Here is a 19,091-nt window from a genome sequence, read left to right as displayed (position 1 = left end):
CGTCTTGGCGGGCTCTTACGGTAGCGGCAGCGGGCGACTATATCTCGTCGGCCTCTTCTTCAGCCTCATCGGTCATGTTTTCAACCGCGTCCTTGGTGTTTTGCCAAGCGCTGGATGTGGCTTCCTTGGTATTTTCCCAAGCATTGGACGTCGTTTCCTTGGTGTTTTCCCAGGCGTTGCTCAACGCTTGACTCGTCTGGTTCCACCAGCCTTCGTCGTACTCTGGGAACGCCTTGATTTCATTCTGGGTCGCGTCAATATGGACTTCATAGTCGATGTCGTCCCAGTTCTCGGCGGTATCTTTCGGTCTGACGGTAAAATTGCCGCGCTCAACCACCAACTCTCGACCGCCCATGCCGAGGACGCCGCCGGCCTCCAGAATGATGGAGTGGAGCGCCATGTTGTCTCCCATCAGGATGTCTTCGACTTCGCCTACTTCCTTGCCGCTGGAGTCATAGACGTCGGCTTCCATCAGCCCGTCGGCCGAGTAAAGTCCTTCGGCTGCCAATGCGGGGTTACCCAGGGCTACGCCCCCTAGAAGCAGTGATGCGCCAAAGTTCCGGAATAGTCGTTTGTTCATCATAGAACGTTCCTTTTGCCGTTTGTGTCCGTGTCCATCGGCAAGCGCCTGACCGTCAGAGGTCTGCGCCGCAATATGTGGTTTTCAGAACCACTCCAGTAACCTAACAAAGGTCGAGGCACCCTTTCATTAATTTCGGTTAGCGAAGTGGCTGGCGAAAACGGAAGACAAGCCGGACTATCGACCTGAGGTCTAACTGACGGGGATGACGCCAAGCGGCGGCGGGCGCCTTCCTGCAGCACTCTGACCTAATGCCGCTGGCTCGGACGAGCGCTGAAAAATCGGTAATCTGCTGCTGCGGCGCGAACGGCACGGGCTGGCCTCGGGCTGCAGCGCTGGCTAAGCTCTAGAGTACACGCATCCAATTGATAGCAGACTATGACCGCATCACTCACGCCTCCCAATGTTATCCTGCTCGATTGGCACGGCACGCTGGTCGATACCCATGACGCCATGTTCAGCGCCATGGAGGACATGCTCCCCCAGCTTGAGGAACTTGACCTCGTTTCGAGTCTGCTCGGGGAAGATGAGTGCAACAGTGCCGAAGACGCCAAACTGGTCCGCTACATCAGGCTGTTCCGGCGCCTCCACCCTCGCATATTGGCCGAACGGCGGGTCTCACGGACAGACATATTCAACGCCATCTTCGGCGATAACAGGGATGCCAAAGCCAAGGCACACCAATGCTATAACGCCTGTTACCGCAAGTATTTCGGGCAGGTTAAGCCTCTGCAGGACGGGATATACCAATACCTCACCAGTCTGAAGACCCTGGGTATTCGCCTGGGCGTGGCGACCAATCGAAACCGGGAGTTCCTTGAGAAAGAGCTGTCAATTGTCGACGGCGGACGCTGGGTTGGGCTGTTCGATGTAACCATCTGCGCCGGTGACGTTACCGAGTACAAGCCGGACCCCGAAATACTGCTGCTGTCCCTGGCCGAGCTGGCCGAGGCGCCCGGCGGCGCGAGCTGGTACATCGGCGACAGCTATGTGGACATGGTCACCGGCCGCAACGCCGGCGTTACCCGCGTGTTCTTCAACGGCGGCCAGGTTGAAGATGAGTGGCTCAACAGGACCTTTGCGGCCTATCCTGATGCGACGCCCGACGCCGTGATCAACGATTTCGAAGGGCTGATGAACCTTCTCGAAAGGATCCAACGAAAGATGCCATCGGCGTTTCATCTGCCGGTGGCAGAAGTGCGACCGCCGGCGTTTGCGGGGCCCCAGGCACCGCCCGAGCGGGTAGAGCCTGACTGGCACCCCGCCGTAGCAGAACTTACCCCACCTACGCTGATTCTGTTCGATTGGCACGCCACCCTGGTCGATACGCTTGACGCCATGTATCACGCTGTCGATGACATGCTGCCTGAGTTTCAGCAACTGGGGCTTATGGACAAACTTATTCCGCCCGAACACAGCAGGTCACCTGAGGACGCTCGGCTGGTGGAATATGTACGCGCCTACGCCCAGCTACACCCCAAGGTCAAAGCCGACCGCAAGATCTCCCGTACCGATATTTTCGAGGTGCTGTTTGGGGACAACCAGCAAGCCAAACAGCAGGCCCATAAAGTGTTCAACCACCACTATCGCAAGCACTACGGCAACGTGGCGCCTTTTGAACCGCGCGTGAAAGAACTGCTTGTGGCCCTGCGGGGACTGGGGCTGAAAACCGGGGTCATCACCAACCGCGACCGGGAATTTTTCGAGCACGAGTTGGCTGCTGTGGATGGGGTGGGCTGGACCGATCTCTTTGACACCCAGGTGTGCGGGGATGATACACCTCAACGAAAGCCTCACCCGGACCAGCTTTTCCAAGCTGCATCGGAACTCAAGGCGGCGCCCGGGCCCGACGTCTGGTATGTCGGTGACAGCACCACCGACGTCATCGCAGCAAAGCGCGCCGGCATGACGGCCGTTTTCTTCAACGGTGCCCTGTGGGACTTACCCTGGCTGCACCGTATTTTCCCAGGGACCGAGCGCCACCCCTTCCAGCCCGATGTGGTCGTAAACGATTTTTCCGAGTTTTGGGCGCTGGTGCTGACGTGTCTTCACTTGCGTAAATGACGAAAAGCCGGCCCCGGGCTCAGCTCTTGAGCCACTGGTAGGTCAGTATTCCCAAAAACGTCAGCAACAGCGAGCCCAGAACGTGCGCCAGTATGCCGCCCACGGCTACCATCCACTTGCCCGCCTGCAGTGTGTCCACCATTTCGAGGGAAAAGGTTGAGAAGGTCGTCAGCGCACCGAGCAGGCCAGTAACAATAAGCAGCCGCCATTCAGGACTGACTGGGGCCTGCGAGAAATACCCCACGGCAACACCGATCAGCCAGGCGCCGCCCAGATTAGCGATCAGGGTGCCGGGCGGGACGGCGCCGAACCAGTGATTGCAGCACAGGCCCAGGGCCCAGCGGAGGTTGGCGCCGACCGCGGCGCCGATACTTATTGCAGCAATGGACAACCACATGACGGTTCCCGCGTCTCTTTGATGGCGCAAGTATTTAAACGTTGAACTCGCGAATGAATATGCCCCAGAAAGCAATAAAGAGGGCAGCGACCAGCGGACCGATAACAAAGCCGTTAATTCCGAACAGCACCAGACCGCCCAGGGTCGAAAGCAAAACCACATAGTCCGGCAGTTTCGTGTCCCGCCCGACCAGTATCGGCCGGAGCACATTGTCGACCAGGCCAATTACGAGAACACCGAAAACAGTCAGGACCAGACCGCTGATCCACTCCCCCGCTGCCAGAAGATAGATCGCGACAGGGGCCCAGATGAGACCGGCGCCAACCGCGGGTATCAGCGACAGTACCGCCATGACGACGCCCCAGAGAAACGGCCCGGGAATGCCGAGCGCCCAGAACGCCAGACCGCCAAGTGCACCCTGGGTTACCGCTACCACCAGATTGCCCTTTACTGTCGCGCGGGTGACTTCGGTAAACTTCTGGAACAGCAGACGTTCACGATCATCGCCCAGGGGCAACGCCTGGATCAGCAGTCGAGTCAGGGCGGGACCATCTCGCAGTAGGAAGAAGGCCAGGTAGACCATGATCCCCAGCCCGAGGAAGAACTGAAAGGTATTCTGGCCCACCGATAATGCCTGCTGGGCAAGGGCACGGCTACCACTCACTGCGACTTCCATGGCGCGCGCTTTAAGCGCCGAGTAGTCAATCCCGGCAGCATCAATCGCGGTGTCCAGCAAGGGAAACGCATGCCTGACCTGATCGAAATACTGGGCGGGGTCGACCTCACCTTCGGTGAGTTTCTGATACAGGATCACGCCCTCCTGAACGACTGACGTCGCCACCACCAGTACCGGGATGATGACGATGACGATGCACAACGACAGTGTTGTTAGCGCAGTCAGGTTAGGGCTTCCGGGAAAGCGCAGGACGAGTCTGCGTTGGACCGGAAAAAAGATGACGGCGATAGCACATGCCCAGAAAATCGCGCCGAAGAAAGGCTTGAGCAGATAAAAGAACAGAACGGTGACAAGAACAAGCAAAAGAAGGAATGAGCGCTGCTGGAGCTTATCGTACATATTGTCCCTGCTTGAAAGGCCACCACGCAGATGAAGTTAGCGCCTTCCAGTTGCAGGGTTAAGCTAGCGGTAGCCCCACAAGTCGCTCAGGTTAAGCTCGGGAAAACGGTCGGGAACGACTATACCCTCAATCCGATGCTCGTCACAGTCCCGGAAGAAAGAGCCAATGTAGGGATTGCCGCTGGAGCTGATGATGGCCTGCGCGACCGGCGCCTCGCCGGCGACTGGCCGATGGGTAATCAGCGCTATTTCGCCGTTGCCCAGGCGGACGGTCACACCCGGCGGAAAAGTCGTCAACTCCTTGACCAGTGCATGGGAGGTACGGGGTGTCGGCTCCCTCAGGGTCGTCTCAAGGATCTCAGCCATGGCATGATCCGCCCGGTAGCGCTTACGGTAGCCGCGCGGGCTGGTCATGGCCGTGTAGCGCTCCGCAAGCGCGAGCACTCGCGCTTCCACCAGAATATCTGCGGCGCCTAGCCCGGCCGGGTAGCCACCGCCGTCTACCCGCTCATGGTGCTGCCGTATGATCTGCAGCAAAACGGGGTCAGTCAGTCCAGCCTGCTCCACGGCCGCAGCGCTGAGCAATGGGTGCTTGTGGATGATCTCGCGCTGGGGTGAAGTGAGCCCCTTGTTAGAGCTGTTGAGTTTGTCGAGGTGGCGGATAAGCGCAATATTCGCGGTCAGCGCAGCCAGCATTAGCAACGCTATGCGGTCGCTGTCGAGCTCAAGGCGAGCAGCCACGATGCGGCAGATAATGGCATGGAACAGCGTCTGCTCGTAAGCTGTGGGCTCACGGCTGCCGTTGTGCACAAGTGCCAGGCAGGCATCGGGTTCGCTGACACAGAGCTGGTCGAGGCGCTCCACAAGGTCCGTGAGATACTGCCCGGCTTGCTCGCTGCGGGCCATGACCGCATCTATGGCGTTTTCCAGATCCTGCAGCAGCGTGACATACTCAGCAAAGGGGTTTGCTCGCACCAGCTTGGGCACTTCCGCCAGTACGGGTACCTCCTCCTCAACCAGGGCTTTTGCATAGAAGCGTCCGCGCTCATACAGCCGCTCCAGCTGGCGTTCGCTTTGTACGACGTAGCCTCTGCGCACCAGTAAAACGCCGTTCAGGTCGTAGACCGTCCACGGCAGGGGATGCCCCACCGCCAGAGCCCCAGGTGCAAGTTTTACTAGTGCTGTCACGCCGTCCCCCGCGCACTTCAGTTTGAGTCGCGCTGAATATTAATAACATTATGGTAACAAACAGTAAAAAGTCGAGGCAAAAGCGTGCATTTTCGACGTATTCAGGAAGCACGTCACGAAAGCCGTCCGCATCCGACGGAACCGGCCTGGGACTGGCATCTGCTACAGCCTGACGTTAGTGCCCTTAACCGGGCCTGAAAGACGGCGCCCGCGCACCGGGATGTGGAGAACGACCTGAACAGCAGAGTCTAATGCTCCGGAGGACGCAAAAATAACGGTGTCTCGCCCAGCAGCTCCGGGTAACGGCTCACTGCCACACACTCAATGGCATGCTCAGCCACCTCCCGGGCTTGATCCTCATGGGTTTCGTCCTGCAGCGCCGCCAAAGACTGGCCCAACGCCGAGTAGAAGCTTACGTCCGGATAATTGTCGATGATGTAGAGCCAGGCCATTGCGCTTTTCTCATCGTCGGCCGGCGTTTCACCCTCCTGCAATGCGATCAGTGCCTCCTCCAGCTCATACTCAGCAACCTCGGCTGGCTCAGCATCGGCAAAATAATCGGCGACAATAAGCCAGAATACATCGCCGGAGTCCGGCCAATGCAGTGTTTGAGCCGCAGCCAGTTCAGCCAGATCCTCAGCCTCGGCCCGGCCAAGCGTGTCGGGCAGGTTCGCGAAAAGCTCCGCCGGCATCTGGCCAAGGATGAACTCACGGAACTCGTTACGGTCCTCATTCTGGGCGTTTTTCAGTTCTTCAGTCATGGAGGCTCCTATCAGACAGGCGGGCTGCTACTGCAGAAGAGTACTGGCTACAGCACACGGTTTTAGACATGATGAGGCATTCGCCGAGTAGAGCCGAATGCAGCTTCAGCGAACAGGATACAAGCCAAGGAGGGAATTATGCGCATTAAATTGATTCGGCATGGTGAGAGCCTGGCCAACACCAACGTTGTCGATCCCCATACCGAGGGCGACTTTCACGTCTGTCTCAGTGATCGCGGCGTTGCCCAGGCCAGGACGCTGGCTGAGCGCGTCGACGCGGGCTTCATCAAGTCAGCTTTGATCTATAGCTCACCATACGAGCGAGCGCGCCAAACCCTGAAAATTCTGTTGGATGACCATGGGCTGGCCCCCACCGTGTATGAAGATCCCTTGCTGAGGGAGCATGACCGGGGCTACCACGACGAAGAATCCCAACTGGAAATGCGCAAGGCACACGGCTGGTTTTACTACCGCCATAAGGGCGGCGAAAGCCCCGCCGACGTCTACCTGCGGGCGTCTGTGTTCCTTGAGAGCCTGTACCGGGAGATTGGCCGCTCACAACGCCGGAATGTTCTGATTGTTGCCCACGGGATGTTCATCCGCTGTTTTGTCATGCGCTTCCTGCACCTGTCCCATGAAGACTTTCTGACCATGAAAGACCCGGACAATACTGACATCATCAGCATCGTGCCGCAGGAGGCGGGCAGATCGCCCGCCTTCAGCTCCCCCCGCTGGTGCGTCGAAGGCCTTAAGCTCAAACCAGCCGGGGAGTGAGCCTCCCTTGCTTACCGCGTGGGGTCTTCACCGACCTGAACGATGAGTTTGCCGCGGTTCCGGCCCTCAAGAAGTCCCTGGAACGCGTCTACCGCGTTCTCCAGACCTTGCACCACATCCTCCCGGTAGCGAACACTGCCATCGGCCAGCCAGCCCGACATATCCCTCACAAAATCAGGCATGAGCGGCGCAAAATCAAACTGTATGAACCCTCTCACCATGACACGCTTCGCCAGCACGGTGCGCATAAAGCCCGGCAGGCGGTCGGGGCCTTCAGGGGCGCTGGTATCGTTGTAGTGGGCAATCAGCCCGCAGACAGGCATACGCGAGAACTCGTTGAGATTCGGCAGGACCGCAGCCAGGACCTTGCCACCGACGTTCTCGAAGTAAACATCGATGCCGTCCGGGCAGGCTTCGGCCAGGCGGTCGCGGAAATCCTCCGATTTATAGTTTACCGCTGCGTCGAATCCGAGTTCGTCGGTCACGTAGGCGCACTTGTCATCCGCCCCAGCGATACCCACGACCCGACACCCTTTCAGTCGCGCGATCTGCCCGACCACCTGGCCGACAGCACCGCTGGCGGCTGAGACCACCACGGTCTCTCCTGATTTCGGCTGGCCCAGTTCCAGTAGTCCCGCGTACGCGGTAAAACCGGGCATACCCATCACGCCCAGTGCCGTAGTAAGCGACGCTTTGGCCGGATCGAGCTTCCGGACACCTTTGCCATTTGACACAGCGTGGGTCTGCCAACCGGCGCCGGCTAGCACATACTCGCCGGGCTGATACCCGTCCAGGCGGCTCTCAACCACCTCACAGACCGTAGCCCCTTCCATTACACCGCCGATCTCTACCGGCGCAGCGTATGACTTTGCCGCACTCATCCGACCCCGCATATAAGGGTCAAGTGAGAGATACAGCGTACGGAGCAGCATCTCGCCCTCTCCGGGGCGGGGGACCTCGAGGCGCTCCTCCTGCAAATGTTCGGCCGTCGGCATGCCTTCGGGACGAGCCGCCAGAACTATCTTCTTGCCTTCATGATCGGCCATAAGACTTCCTCTTTCGTTGTAATAGCTTTCGGCCAGGACACCAAGCCGAAGAGAACCGTGTGGCACAGGATGGGCATTGGTCAGGGCGTGCCGTTGTCCGCGCACCACGAGCCAGAGGAACGCTGCCTTCCGGCCAGTTACTTTTTCAGTAGGTACCTAGCTATGTCCAGACAGTAGCACGGGGGCCACAGCTGTCCGGTTACCAAGCTGTATAAACCCGCCGAGGCGCGGACGGATAGTTGCAATCAACAAGTTATTGGTAGAGCGCCCGCCCCAGATCTATACTCTCGCTACGGCAAGGACAATCTGTTATGCAACCAGCTTCAAAACGAACTCTGGATCATTCCCAGCAAAGGGGCAAATCCGGCTTGCGCGACCCGCACCGGCGAATCCTGATGCGGATCATTTTCAGCGTGACCGCGGTAACGCTCGGACTTTTCTCCAGTCTCCAGTTTACTGCCGGAAACTACTGGCTCGCGAGCCTCGAGGCTTTCGGCTGTCTCGCCCTCGTCGTAGGCATGTTCCGGATCGGCACATCACCCTACCTGCGTCGCTGGATTATCGGTTACCTGATCCCGACGTTTTCTTTCCTCGTCCTGATCACAGTGGTCCCAAAAGCATCTTCCACAGCGTTTGTGTGGGCTTACGCCATGCCCGTCCTGTCCTATCTTCTGCTCGGCAAAAAAGCCGGACTGCTGCTGGCGGCGCCTTTCATGTTCGCTATCGCGGCCTATCACGCGGTGATGTTCGGGGACTTCGACGATCCGGCGAGCCTGATCGATCTTTTTAACCCGCTGATCTGCGGGCTGGTCATTCTGCTTTTCATACATCTTTACGAGACGATGCGCGCAGAAGCTGAAGACGAGCTGGTTTACCACGCCGAGACCGATGCCCTCACCGGCCTGCCCAACCGCAGCCGCTTCCAGGCGACCTATGACCGCACGCTGGAAGAAGCGCGACGCAGCGGCATCCAGTTTGTCCTGGCATTGATGGACATCGACCACTTCAAGAGTATCAACGATAGCCTGGGGCACGACGCTGGCGACATTGCCCTGAAGACACTCGCCAGCTGCCTGGTGCAGCGCTTGCGGTCTACTGATTTCGTGGGGCGGCTTGGCGGAGAGGAGTTTGGGCTGATTCTGAGGGATACGGACATGCATTCGGCGCAAAAACTCGTCGATGAGCTACGGCAGCGCATCGCCGCTATGCCGATATTTTACGCTGGTGAAAAGTTTCACCTGACAGTCACATTCGGCATCGCCAGTTGGCCGCGAGACTCCGCTACCACCACTGGCCTCTACCAAAGCGCTGACCGACGCATGTATCTCGGTAAACACCGCGGGCGCAACACCGTAGTCAGCGATGATGCCGCCGAGGCTGACAGCCAGCATGAGTGCCAGCAGCTTCGCGCAAACAACGCTGATTAAAACCCGTTGCTCTGATAGGCTTCCGGTATTTCGCAGCTGGAGGTATCTCAGATGACAGACGTGGTCACTTATCACCTTGATAACCGGGTCGCGACTATTGCCATATCGAACGGCAAGGTTAATGCACTCTCCCATGCGGTTTTTGACGGGCTAAACGACGCACTGGACCAGGCAGAGAACGACGAAGCCGTGGTTGTTCTTACGGGCCAGGCAGGCATATTTTCCGCGGGCTATGATCTCAAGGAAATGAAAGCCGGGGTAGACGCGGCCACTCACCTGGTGAGAAAGGGCTCGACCTTCTGTCGCCGACTACTGTCCTTCCCGACGCCGATTATTGCGGCCTGTTCCGGCCACGCTATCGCCAAGGGTGCGTTCATCCTGCTGGCGTCGGACCTGCGCCTGGGCGCCCAGGGTGCTTTCAAGGTGAGCCTGAATGAGGTTGCGATAGGGATGACCATGCATCACGCTGGCATCGAACTGGCCCGCAACCGCCTGACGCCGGCCTGTTTTCAGCGGTCCGTCGTAAATGCTGAAATGTTCTCCCCCGAGACGGCGGTCCAGGCTGGCTTCCTCGACATCCTGGTGCCTGCTGACCAGCTTCTGGCTTCAGCCCGGAACGAAGCGGCGCGCATGGCCGATACCCTTGATATGCGCGCCCATGCGCAAACGAAGCTGAAAGCCCGGGCAGACTATCTCAACCTGCTGAACGAGGCGATTGAAAAAGACGCTGACGCAGGCATGTCATTCTGAACTGAGCTGTCCGACGCAGAAGGGCCGGTTGAGGCCATCCAGCGACGCCCATCAGTCGGGGCTCAGCGTCAACTGACCCAGCCATTTCTGCCCGCGATCCGAGGCGATCCCGTCGGCCCAGCGGGTGGTTTCAGGCAACCGGTATCGGGTGGTGCAGGCGAGTACGTAATGCAGCGCAGTTTCCAGACTGATACGGTGCCCGGCGGAAATATATAAAGGTTTGACGCCGGACCTCGTGCGCAGCACGGCACCTATTTCTTCGTCTTTATCGACCAGCGGCGTCCACCCCCCTTGCTCTTCGGGAACGGGGCCATGGGTACCGGTCAGCCGGCTTTTTCCCACGCCGATAGTCGGCAGTCCGGTCAGTAATCCCGTGTGGCTGGCGACCCCCAAGCGCCGGGGGTGGGCGATACCGTGTCCGTCGCACAACAAAAGATCGGGGTCGCGTCTGAGCCGGGAGAGCGCCTCGAGGATTACCGGGCACTCCCGAAAGGACAGCAGGCCGGGAATATAGGGCATGGGCACGGGCAAGCGGGCAACGGCGTGGTCCACTGGTTTCAGATCCTCGAGTCGCAGGACGACGATCGCTGCCCTTGCGGTATCCCGGTTCTCAAAGCCGACGTCAACGCCGGCGACCAGTTTAACCTCGGGCAAGTCATCCTCGATCACGACCCGCGACGCGGCCTCTCGCTGGAGAGCGATTGCCTCCCTCGGCGTAAGTCCGGACCAGTGTGCTGTAGGGTCTTCCATTCCCTCTCCCTGCTATCCATGCGCTTAAAAGGGTTGCGCTACCTCATGAAGCGTTTCAGTGCTTCAGTAGCGAAAAGTATTGATACCTACTGCAGATAGCGGCCAGCCGAGCCGATGACGACCACAATCAGGCCAATGATAAGGTTGATGCCAACAAACACGCGTATCTGCCCGACACGACGCTGGGCCTCATCGCGGTCACCCCGGTCCAGTGCCTGCTTGAGCCGGCGGAAAGGGGCGAAGTAGACATGCAGAAAAAGCAGGACCATGAGCAGACCGAGCCCCTGCATCGCGTGGATGTGCCATCCGGCGCCGGCCATTCCGCCGAAATAGCTGAAAACCATCCAGTAGCCGGTGACCAGCAGCAACGCGACCGCCAGCCAGACCCATCGAAAGAAACGACTCAGGGTCTGGCGCCAGAGAATGCCTCGCTGGGTTCCGTCTACAACTTCTGCTACAGCAGGGCGCATGGCCATGTAGGCAAAAAACATCCCGCCGACCCAGATCACGGCGGAGAGAACATGTAGGGCGATAGCTAGACTCATGGGCAATCTCGTCGCTGGTTGGAATCTCTTGAGGCGGCACTATATCACTCTGCGGGGCTAATTCCAGGCCGCCTCGCGGCGCTCGACCGCCCCCGGGTTCTCCAGGGGCCGCCTCTGTGCCATATTGTTAGCTGACCTGATTGCTGAAGGCCGCCATCCACTGCTGTGGGCAGGTCGGCAGCTGCCAGAACTGGCCAACAGCGGCGGCGAATACCCACAACCTGAATGGACCCAGGCCCATGGCCGAAAAAAACCTGACACCGCGTTCAAAAAAAGTGGATATCGACCAGTTCATTGAGCAGGCCGCCAGGCTGCCCGGGGTTAACCGGAACCAGGGGCGCCTGCTGTTTGCCCTGGATGCCACCGCAAGCCGCCAGCCAAGCTGGGACCGGGCCTGTCAGTTCCAGAGTGAGATGTTCGTTGCGACCCGCCAAATGGGCGGGCTGGCGGTCAAGCTCTGCTATTACCGCGGGTTTAACGAGTTCAAGGCCACCGCCTGGCTCGACAATACCGATAACTTACTGAAAGCCATGAATCAGGTCACCTGTATAGGCGGCCATACACAGATCCGGAGAGTGCTGAAGCAAGCACTGGCGGACACCCGTGACCACCCTGTCAAAGCCGTGGTGTTCATCGGTGATTGCTGCGAAGAAGCTGTCGATGACCTGTGCCAGCTGGCGGGCGAGTTAGGCCTGATGCGTACGCCCGTCTTTGCGTTCCAGGATGGGCACGAACCTCATGCGGAAGCCGTATTCCGGCAGATAAGCAAACTGTCAGGCGGCGCATACGCCCGGCTCGACGCCGATGCGTCCGAAGTGTTACGGGAATTACTGTCGGCGGTCGCGGTCTACGCCTCAGGAGGAGCGGAAGCCCTGAAAAAACTCGCCGGCAGCAACAGCGAACCTGTCCGACGCCTGACCCGGCAACTGCGCCCCTGAAGCAACGCGGGTGTCGGAAAAACGCGGGTGCTGCAGCAAAAAGTGTCGTACCCAATCCGGAGATAAATTTGGCAGCCTTTGCGTTCTTTCTGGTGCTATTGCTGGCCCTGCTGGCATGGGCCTGGCTGCGCCAGCAGCCAGCATCAGGCCGTGGCATTGCTTTGCTGAAACTGGGGGCGGTCCTGGCGATACCGCTGTTCGGTTACCTGGCGCTTTCCGGGCGTTTGCACATTGTAGGTTTGCTGCTGGCATTGGCCTATCCACTGGTACGGCGTTTCGGGCCAGCACTGATGCAGCGTCATAAAAAGGTCTCAGGAGCGGGTCAGCAGTCCACCGTGACCTCGCGCATTCTCGAAATGAGTCTGGACCACGATTCCGGCCAGATGTTCGGCCGCGTCCTTGAGGGTCCGCTGGAGGGGACCAGCCTGGAGCAACTGGAAGAGCAGCAGTTTATGGAACTGCTTCATTACTGCCGGGAGCACGACAGCGACTCGGCCCGCCTGCTGGAAACCTATCTCGATAGACGGTTTGGCGAGTCATGGCGTGTGGACGACCGGGACGACGACTCCCACGAAAACAGTACCGGAGCATCGGCGGGCAGCTCGGATCTGACCCGCGAAGAGGCTTACGAAATCCTTGGCCTGTCACCTGATGCAAGCCCGGAAGCGATTACCCGGGCCCATCGCCGCCTGATCCAGAAACTACACCCGGACAGAGGCGGGAGTGCCTATCTGGCTGCACGGATCAATGCCGCCCGCAAGCTTCTGCTGGGGTGATCCGGTCCTGCGTGTACGGTTAATCCTCAACGGAGTCCTGGACGAACGCACGCTCGATTTCCGCCATGTAGGGTTGAACCGCGTCAATGTCGGCCTGCGGTGCGTCAGTAAGGCTTTTGATAGTCGCCATGGCATTACCCATGGATTGCCTCATCATCTGCTTCTGTGCCTCGGGCAGGTCTGCATTTTCCAGCTCTTTCAGAGCCTGCTGCATCTGCTGTCTCGACCCAGGTTGCTGCGCTTCCATAGAGGCTGCAGCGTATGCCTTGATGATGCGGTCCCCGACCCGACCCCATGTTTTGGGGCTCGCGAAGCCGTGGCTCTCCACCACACTCGCTAACTCGTCGTATGCCTCATGGCCTCTCATTGCTTCTAGCGAATCAGTCATCGGCGTCATCCCCTCTTTTGCCTGGGCTCCATCTTTGCCGATCGAACCCGACGCCCACTCGGCATCCCGATATTTCTCCTGGAGGGGCTGTAACGCGACAAGGCTTTCGACAAAGCGTCGGATCACCTCGCCATTCAGTGACTCTTCCGCCTGTACCCCAGGAACGCACAGGACAGCAATGATGCCAACCAGGACTGATCGCAGAACGCACTTTCGAAAATCCATGAGCTTCGCTCCTACATAGCTTTTGCACCAATATGAATGACTAACATACCTCACACCGGTAGCAAACAGCTAAAGTCATCGGGTTTGCTGACGTGATACAGACAGGGCAGTTGGCTGTAATTCGCACCGGGCAGCGCCAAGAAACCTTGGTTAGAAGGGGGAGAGTGGACAAAGCAGCCCTATAACTGCAGTGCCGTACTGCCGGTAAAGACGGGTGGCGGGATACTTCTCGCGAATGCCTGATACTCGCTCTGTTCGGCTTGGCCTGGACGATAACCGCAAGAAGTCACCAGAGTCACGCCATAAGAAAGGGACAGCCTTGGCTGTCCCTTTCTTCAATACTTTGCGGCTCTTTCGGAGCCGCCTAGCCATTAAGCCACGTTGTGACTTAGAGGCCTACGACGTTTTCCGCCTGAGGACCTTTAGCGCCCTGAGTAACGGTAAACTCGACCTTTTGGCCTTCTGCCAGGGTCTTGAAGCCTGAACCAGTGATTGCACTGTAGTGTACAAACACGTCAGGACCAGATTCCTGGGTGATGAAACCAAAACCTTTGGCTTCGTTGAAGAATTTTACGGTACCGGTAGATGTAGACATATCTTAAAAATCCTGAAAATAACAAATATATAATTACCCCGGAGGGCGATAGCTGAAAAATACAGAGTTAGCTTAATCAAAAACAGGACGGGACACTTCTACTCTACTGCGAGGCGGTACGTCTTATTGATGAGATACGCTGTTCTGAATCTATCCAACACTTCGAATAATACACGCAATTTCGATGATGGCAAGCCCCTTAAGCGACGAGGCGTATATAAGACAATCAAAAACCGGTAACGGGCCATAGAACAGTCCTATACACGCTGCGCCCTGTCGGGTTCTTGGGTAACATGGACCGTCCGTATGATTTGCCAAGCTACTGCGGCCCGCGCATCGGCCGAGTCAGGGTTCCACCACTGCAGGAGTTATCGATGTGGTTCCTATGCATCATGTCGCAAGACTAACCCGGAGATTGTGGGTGTTTATCGCCCTGCTCAGCTTCAGTGTTTCTGGGCTTGCTTCTGATGACAGCCGTGAAGAGGTCCGCCGCCGTGTCGAAGCGATGGCGTCGGGCTTTGCTGTCGATGCCGGTTCCAGACGCCTGCTCGCCGTGAACGCATTGCGCGCTTTCTATCAGGACCGTGGCTTCAAGCTTGCGTGGTTCGCAGACAACCGGCTGACACCCGAGGCGCTCGAGCTGTTGCAGACCATCGACAACACCGGCACTGAAGGTCTGCATCCACGCGACTATCATCAGCAGGCCCTGAGCCAGATGATGCAGGCGCTGACGCTGAGCGCACCGGCTGCGGCAAAGGCAGACCTCGATCTACTCTTATCTGATGCCTTCCTCATGCTCGGGTCGCACCTGCTAGCCGGCAAAGTCGACCCACGAACGCTGCAGGCACAGTGGCAGGCTGATCGCCATGGGCTAGAGATGGCACCGCTATTGGCCCAGGCGGTGGAAACCGGCTCGGTAGCAGCCCTCCTGAATACGTTCCGGCCGAGCCAGGCCGAATACCAGCAGCTGCGCCAGGAGCGCCAGCGCATGCTCGAGCTCCTGGACCGCAGGGATTGGCCCCTGATCGATACCGGCCCGCTCATCCGACCTGGCGAAAGCGACAGCCGGCTGCCTCTTATACGTGCCCGGCTTGTTGCGCTCGGCGATCTTGCGGCGCGCCAGACAGAATCCCCTGCAGCCAGTCGCCCACCCACCTACGAAACCGATCTACTTGCGGCAGTGAGCCGGTTTCAGGCACGGCACGGCCTCCAGGCGGACGGTCTGATCGGATCGGCTACTATTGCAGCGCTTAACACGCCCCTTCAGGACCGATTAGCACAGATAGAGGTCAACATGGAGCGATGGCGCTGGTTGCCCGAGCGCCTGGGCGACCCCCATATCCGGGTCAACGCGGCCGACCAGAGACTCGACCTTGTGAGTAACGGCCAGATCCTGCTCAGCTCGCCGGCACGTCTGACGACCGCATGCCAGAACCGACCAGTATTCAGTGACCACATCCACTACCTGGTGCTGAACCCTGAATGGTCGGTCGGACCAGACAATCCGAACTTTGCGCTGCTTTCGGCGTTGCGTAAACGCGGCCAACTCACCCAACTGCCCGTCGAACTGCACAAGGGCTGGGGTATGAGCCTGTCGAAACGGGATGTCACGGCAGAAGACTGGGCTTCAGAGCCGGCTACAGGCAGCCGCCTGGTCCAGCCCCCCGGGCGCGAGAATGCTCTGGGCGAGGTCAAATTCATGTCCGCTATGGGCAGCGGCCCCCTGCTACACGGTGCACCGTCTGCCGGAGTCCTGAGCACAATGACAGAGACGACGTTCGGCTGTATTCAGGTCGAAGCCGCTGCAGAACTGGTCGACGGCCTGCTCAAGCACCAGCAGGGCTGGACCCGCCAGAAAACGCATGCGGGGGAGGACGAGCCTCCCCAATCCGAAACCCATTATATGGAGCAGCCGGTTCCGCTTCACGTGCAGTACCTGACTAGCTGGGCTGATAGCGACGGCACCATCCATTTCCGCAGCGATAGCCTCAACCGCGATACAGCGGTGGCTACCGCGCTCAAAGCCGAGCCGTAGGCTCGGGCCTGGCGGCGACAAGCGACGGGCTATTGGCACTGGCCTCCGCCGGCGCCATTGTTTAAAATCCGCACAATTTTAACGCTCCGGATTTACGCTCCGGCCTGCAGGAGGATGCCTTATGCCCCACATTGTGGTGTGCGCGCTTTACAAGTTTACCGCCCTCGAAAACTTCGAGGCTCTTCGCCAACCGTTGCGCGACCTGATGGAGACCCGCGGTATCCGCGGCACCCTGCTACTGGCCCGGGAGGGGATAAACGGCACGGTTGCAGGCACCGAAGACGCCATAGCTGACCTGAAATCCTGGCTCAGTCGGGATAGTCGATTTGAAGGGATCGACTACAAGCATTCCTATGTGGATGAGCTGCCGTTCAAGCGTACGAAAGTCAAACTCAAGCGCGAGATCGTGACCCTGGGCGTTGAGGGTATTGATCCCCTTCGCAGTGTCGGTACTTACGTTGAACCAAACGCCTGGAATGACCTGATATCCGACCCTGAAGTGCTTCTGATCGATACCCGTAATGAGTACGAGGTTCAGATCGGCACCTTCAGAAATGCGGTGAATCCGGCAACCGCAACGTTCCGGGAGTTCCCCGACTACGTGAAAGAGCATCTTGACCCTTTGCGACACAAGAAGGTTGCGATGTTCTGTACCGGCGGCATACGCTGCGAGAAATCGACGGCCTACCTCAAAGAGCAGGGCTTCGACGAGGTCTACCACCTGCAGGGCGGCATTCTCAAATACCTGGAAGACGTTCCGGCCAGCGAGTCGCTCTGGGAGGGGGAGTGTTTCGTTTTTGACGACAGAGTGACCGTCAACCAGAACCTGGAGCGCGGCAATTACGACCAGTGCCACGCCTGCCGCATGCCCATTACAGAAGACGACAAGCAGAGCGAGTTCTATCAGAGGGGCATCAGTTGCCACCATTGCTACGACAAGGCCAGTGCCTCCCAGAAGCAGCGTTTTGCCGAGCGCGAACGCCAGATCCAGCTGGCGCGGCTGCGCGGCGAGGCCCATGTTGGTGCTGAGGCGGCGGCGGTGATTGAGCAGCGGCGCCAAGCCAAAAAGGCCGTACGGCTGCAGCAGGAAAAGCAACTCACAGACTGACCGGACTAACGCCCGTACCGCATGGGGCCCGGGCCAGATTGCCCGGCCCATGCGAACTCTTTTCCCGCCACAGGGCCGAACTACAGGCTGCCTTTCCGGTCGAAGCCCTTTCCTAATTGTTTCCTCACTTCGACGGCATCCGCCCGGTATCCTTTTTATCGCCGGTATGTTTTTACGCCATGTCCCACTTGAAACACTTGCATTATGCCGCTCACGAAAACTGAAGCTTTTGCCTCGACGGTGAACCCGTCATCACCTGCGCCCGTTGGTCCTCTGTTCCTGGTTCATCTACGGATGCTAGCGGCGCTGGCCGTGGCCGCCGTGACCCTGGTACTGCAGGCCTGTGCCGGGGCGCCACCCGCCGAGGCGCCCCTTGCGCCGATTGAGCTACCGGCGCAATTTTCTGCTTCTGGCGAGCAGGTGCTGCCGTTGCAATGGTGGCAGGTATTCGACGACCCTGCGCTGGATCGCCTCGAAGCCCTGGCCCTTGCCGACAATTTCAGCCTCGCAGCCGCCCAGGCCCGGCTAGCGAGAGCCCGGGCGCTGGCGGCGCAGGCTGGGGCGGAACGCATCCCCAAACTTGATGCCTCTGCCCAGGCGGGAGTCAGCCGGGCCGATGGTACTGCTTCCAGCGAGCGATACGGGCTCGGGCTCGCGGCAGCCTATGAGGTTGATCTCTGGGGGCGCATCGACGCGGGCGTTCGTAGTGCCGAGGCCGAGCTGGTCGCTGTAGAAAACGACCTTCACACAGCCGCGATCAGCCTGACGGCCGAGCTGGCAAACCGTTATTTCGAACTGCAGCAGGAACTCGCGACGTTTGAGCTCTTGAGCAATCAGAAGGGGACCAACCAACGCATAGCCGAACTGATCCGGCTACGGTTTCTGAACGGCCAATCGGACATCGACGAGCTGCTTCGACAACAACAGCTCGTCTCCCAGACTGAAAGCCAGCTGCTGCAGAGCCAGGCCCAGGCCGGGCTTCTGACCCAGCAGATCGCCATACTGACGGGCCAGACACCGACCAGAAAGATCGAGCCCGGCGCCCGAACCGAGCCCATGCTGCCGCCGCTCCCGGCTACCGGCGTACCACTACTGTGGCTGCAGCAGCGGCCTGATATCCAGGCAGCCTTTGCCCGCCTTGAAGCGGCTGATGCAGCTCTCGCCCGTGCGGTCAGCGCCCAGTATCCAAGACTGAACCTGGGCGTGGACCTGGAAACCACCGCCAGTCGCCCGGGTGCGCTTTTCGAGAACTGGCTGGCGTCCCTCACTGCCGGTCTGACCGCCCCCCTGATTGATGGTGGTAACCTGCGGGCTCAGGTGGAGCAAGCCGGCGCGGCGCGCGACCTGGCCCTGGCCGATTACCGGCAGACGGTACTGGAAGGTCTGCAGGAAGTGGAGTCCGCACTGTTAGCCGAGAGGCGGGATCAGGGCATGCTGGCCCATCTTGAGGTTCAGCTGGAGCTGGCGCAGGCAGCCCTGGAGCAACTGACATTCCGTTATCGCCAGGGGGCTGCTGCTTACCTCGATGTATTGTCGACCCTCACCAGCGTGCAGTCCCTCGAGCGGCAGCGCGTCGCGCTTGCCTATGAACTCATGCAGGACCGTGTGGCTCTGAACAGGGCTCTGGCCGGATACTGGACACAACAAGCCGATGACTCCCGAGACTGAA

The 19,091-nt window shown here is 59.1% G+C and carries 19 protein-coding genes; 9 read left to right on the top strand and 10 right to left on the bottom strand.

Annotated elements, in window-relative coordinates; translation table 11 throughout:
• Window positions 1–37 precede the first annotated feature (37 nt).
• Window positions 38–583, bottom strand: coding sequence for a PRC-barrel domain-containing protein (locus tag soil367_RS01065; RefSeq protein ID WP_136546079.1), 546 nt, complete (start codon window positions 581–583; stop codon window positions 38–40).
• A 375-nt stretch (window positions 584–958) separates the two neighbouring features.
• Between soil367_RS01065 and soil367_RS01060 the strand changes: the two genes are divergently transcribed.
• The gene (locus tag soil367_RS01060; RefSeq protein ID WP_136546077.1) at window positions 959–2,644 is read left to right on the top strand and encodes an HAD family hydrolase; all 1,686 of its coding nucleotides are present in this window, start codon (window positions 959–961) and stop codon (window positions 2,642–2,644) included.
• A 19-nt stretch (window positions 2,645–2,663) separates the two neighbouring features.
• On the opposite strand, the gene crcB is transcribed toward soil367_RS01060, so the two are convergent.
• The 4 genes from crcB to soil367_RS01040 all read right to left on the bottom strand — a co-directional run bounded on the left by crcB (window position 2,664) and on the right by soil367_RS01040 (window position 6,065).
• Window positions 2,664–3,041 carry a fluoride efflux transporter CrcB gene (gene crcB, locus soil367_RS01055; RefSeq protein ID WP_136546075.1) on the bottom strand — a complete coding sequence of 126 codons (378 nt, stop codon included), beginning with the start codon at window positions 3,039–3,041 and terminating at the stop codon, window positions 2,664–2,666.
• Window positions 3,042–3,075: 34 nt separating this feature from the next.
• Entirely contained in the window at window positions 3,076–4,116 is a 1,041-nt protein-coding gene (locus tag soil367_RS01050) for an AI-2E family transporter (RefSeq protein WP_136546073.1), read from the bottom strand.
• A gap of 63 nt (window positions 4,117–4,179) precedes the next feature.
• A complete protein-coding gene (locus soil367_RS01045) occupies window positions 4,180–5,304 on the bottom strand; it encodes an HD-GYP domain-containing protein (RefSeq protein WP_136546070.1) in 1,125 nt (374 codons plus the stop codon).
• A gap of 248 nt (window positions 5,305–5,552) precedes the next feature.
• Window positions 5,553–6,065, bottom strand: a complete 513-nt coding sequence (locus tag soil367_RS01040) for a hypothetical protein (protein ID WP_136546068.1) — start codon at window positions 6,063–6,065, stop codon at window positions 5,553–5,555.
• 138 nt (window positions 6,066–6,203) lie between these two features.
• Between soil367_RS01040 and soil367_RS01035 the strand changes: the two genes are divergently transcribed.
• The gene (locus soil367_RS01035; RefSeq protein ID WP_136546066.1) at window positions 6,204–6,839 is read left to right on the top strand and encodes a histidine phosphatase family protein; all 636 of its coding nucleotides are present in this window, start codon (window positions 6,204–6,206) and stop codon (window positions 6,837–6,839) included.
• Window positions 6,840–6,850: 11 nt separating this feature from the next.
• Here the strand turns inward: soil367_RS01035 and soil367_RS01030 are convergent, their stop codons facing one another.
• Window positions 6,851–7,885 carry an NADP-dependent oxidoreductase gene (locus tag soil367_RS01030; protein WP_136546064.1) on the bottom strand — a complete coding sequence of 345 codons (1,035 nt, stop codon included), beginning with the start codon at window positions 7,883–7,885 and terminating at the stop codon, window positions 6,851–6,853.
• 311 nt (window positions 7,886–8,196) lie between these two features.
• Between soil367_RS01030 and soil367_RS01025 the strand changes: the two genes are divergently transcribed.
• A complete protein-coding gene (locus tag soil367_RS01025) occupies window positions 8,197–9,312 on the top strand; it encodes a GGDEF domain-containing protein (protein WP_136546062.1) in 1,116 nt (371 codons plus the stop codon).
• Between the two features lie 51 nt (window positions 9,313–9,363).
• The gene (locus soil367_RS01020; protein WP_136546060.1) at window positions 9,364–10,062 is read left to right on the top strand and encodes a crotonase/enoyl-CoA hydratase family protein; all 699 of its coding nucleotides are present in this window, start codon (window positions 9,364–9,366) and stop codon (window positions 10,060–10,062) included.
• Between the two features lie 51 nt (window positions 10,063–10,113).
• Here the strand turns inward: soil367_RS01020 and nfi are convergent, their stop codons facing one another.
• Complete coding sequence (gene nfi / locus soil367_RS01015) at window positions 10,114–10,812, bottom strand: deoxyribonuclease V (protein WP_136546058.1); 699 nt, start codon at window positions 10,810–10,812, stop codon at window positions 10,114–10,116.
• Window positions 10,813–10,898: 86 nt separating this feature from the next.
• The gene (locus soil367_RS01010; protein ID WP_136546056.1) at window positions 10,899–11,357 is read right to left on the bottom strand and encodes a CopD family protein; all 459 of its coding nucleotides are present in this window, start codon (window positions 11,355–11,357) and stop codon (window positions 10,899–10,901) included.
• Window positions 11,358–11,596: 239 nt separating this feature from the next.
• Between soil367_RS01010 and soil367_RS01005 the strand changes: the two genes are divergently transcribed.
• Window positions 11,597–12,295, top strand: a complete 699-nt coding sequence (locus soil367_RS01005) for a vWA domain-containing protein (protein WP_136546054.1) — start codon at window positions 11,597–11,599, stop codon at window positions 12,293–12,295.
• 68 nt (window positions 12,296–12,363) lie between these two features.
• Complete coding sequence (locus soil367_RS01000; protein WP_246065453.1) at window positions 12,364–13,071, top strand: DnaJ domain-containing protein; 708 nt, start codon at window positions 12,364–12,366, stop codon at window positions 13,069–13,071.
• Between the two features lie 19 nt (window positions 13,072–13,090).
• On the opposite strand, the gene soil367_RS00995 is transcribed toward soil367_RS01000, so the two are convergent.
• Both soil367_RS00995 and soil367_RS00990 read right to left on the bottom strand, forming a co-directional pair.
• Entirely contained in the window at window positions 13,091–13,684 is a 594-nt protein-coding gene (locus soil367_RS00995; protein WP_136546052.1) for a hypothetical protein, read from the bottom strand.
• 388 nt (window positions 13,685–14,072) lie between these two features.
• A complete protein-coding gene (locus tag soil367_RS00990; RefSeq protein ID WP_136546050.1) occupies window positions 14,073–14,279 on the bottom strand; it encodes a cold-shock protein in 207 nt (68 codons plus the stop codon).
• A 421-nt stretch (window positions 14,280–14,700) separates the two neighbouring features.
• On the opposite strand from soil367_RS00990, the gene soil367_RS00985 reads away from it, so the two are divergent.
• From soil367_RS00985 to soil367_RS00975, 3 genes are all read left to right on the top strand, one after another.
• The gene (locus soil367_RS00985) at window positions 14,701–16,314 is read left to right on the top strand and encodes a L,D-transpeptidase family protein (RefSeq protein ID WP_172962236.1); all 1,614 of its coding nucleotides are present in this window, start codon (window positions 14,701–14,703) and stop codon (window positions 16,312–16,314) included.
• 121 nt (window positions 16,315–16,435) lie between these two features.
• Window positions 16,436–17,422, top strand: coding sequence for an oxygen-dependent tRNA uridine(34) hydroxylase TrhO (trhO, locus tag soil367_RS00980; RefSeq protein ID WP_136546046.1), 987 nt, complete (start codon window positions 16,436–16,438; stop codon window positions 17,420–17,422).
• A gap of 204 nt (window positions 17,423–17,626) precedes the next feature.
• Entirely contained in the window at window positions 17,627–19,090 is a 1,464-nt protein-coding gene (locus soil367_RS00975) for an efflux transporter outer membrane subunit (protein WP_136546044.1), read from the top strand.
• Window position 19,091: the final 1 nt, after the last annotated feature.

Source organism: Hydrocarboniclastica marina (assembly GCF_004851605.1).
In the GTDB taxonomy this organism is placed as follows: Bacteria; Pseudomonadota; Gammaproteobacteria; order Pseudomonadales; family Oleiphilaceae; genus Hydrocarboniclastica; species Hydrocarboniclastica marina.
This window is presented reverse-complemented; position numbering and strand designations above follow the sequence as displayed.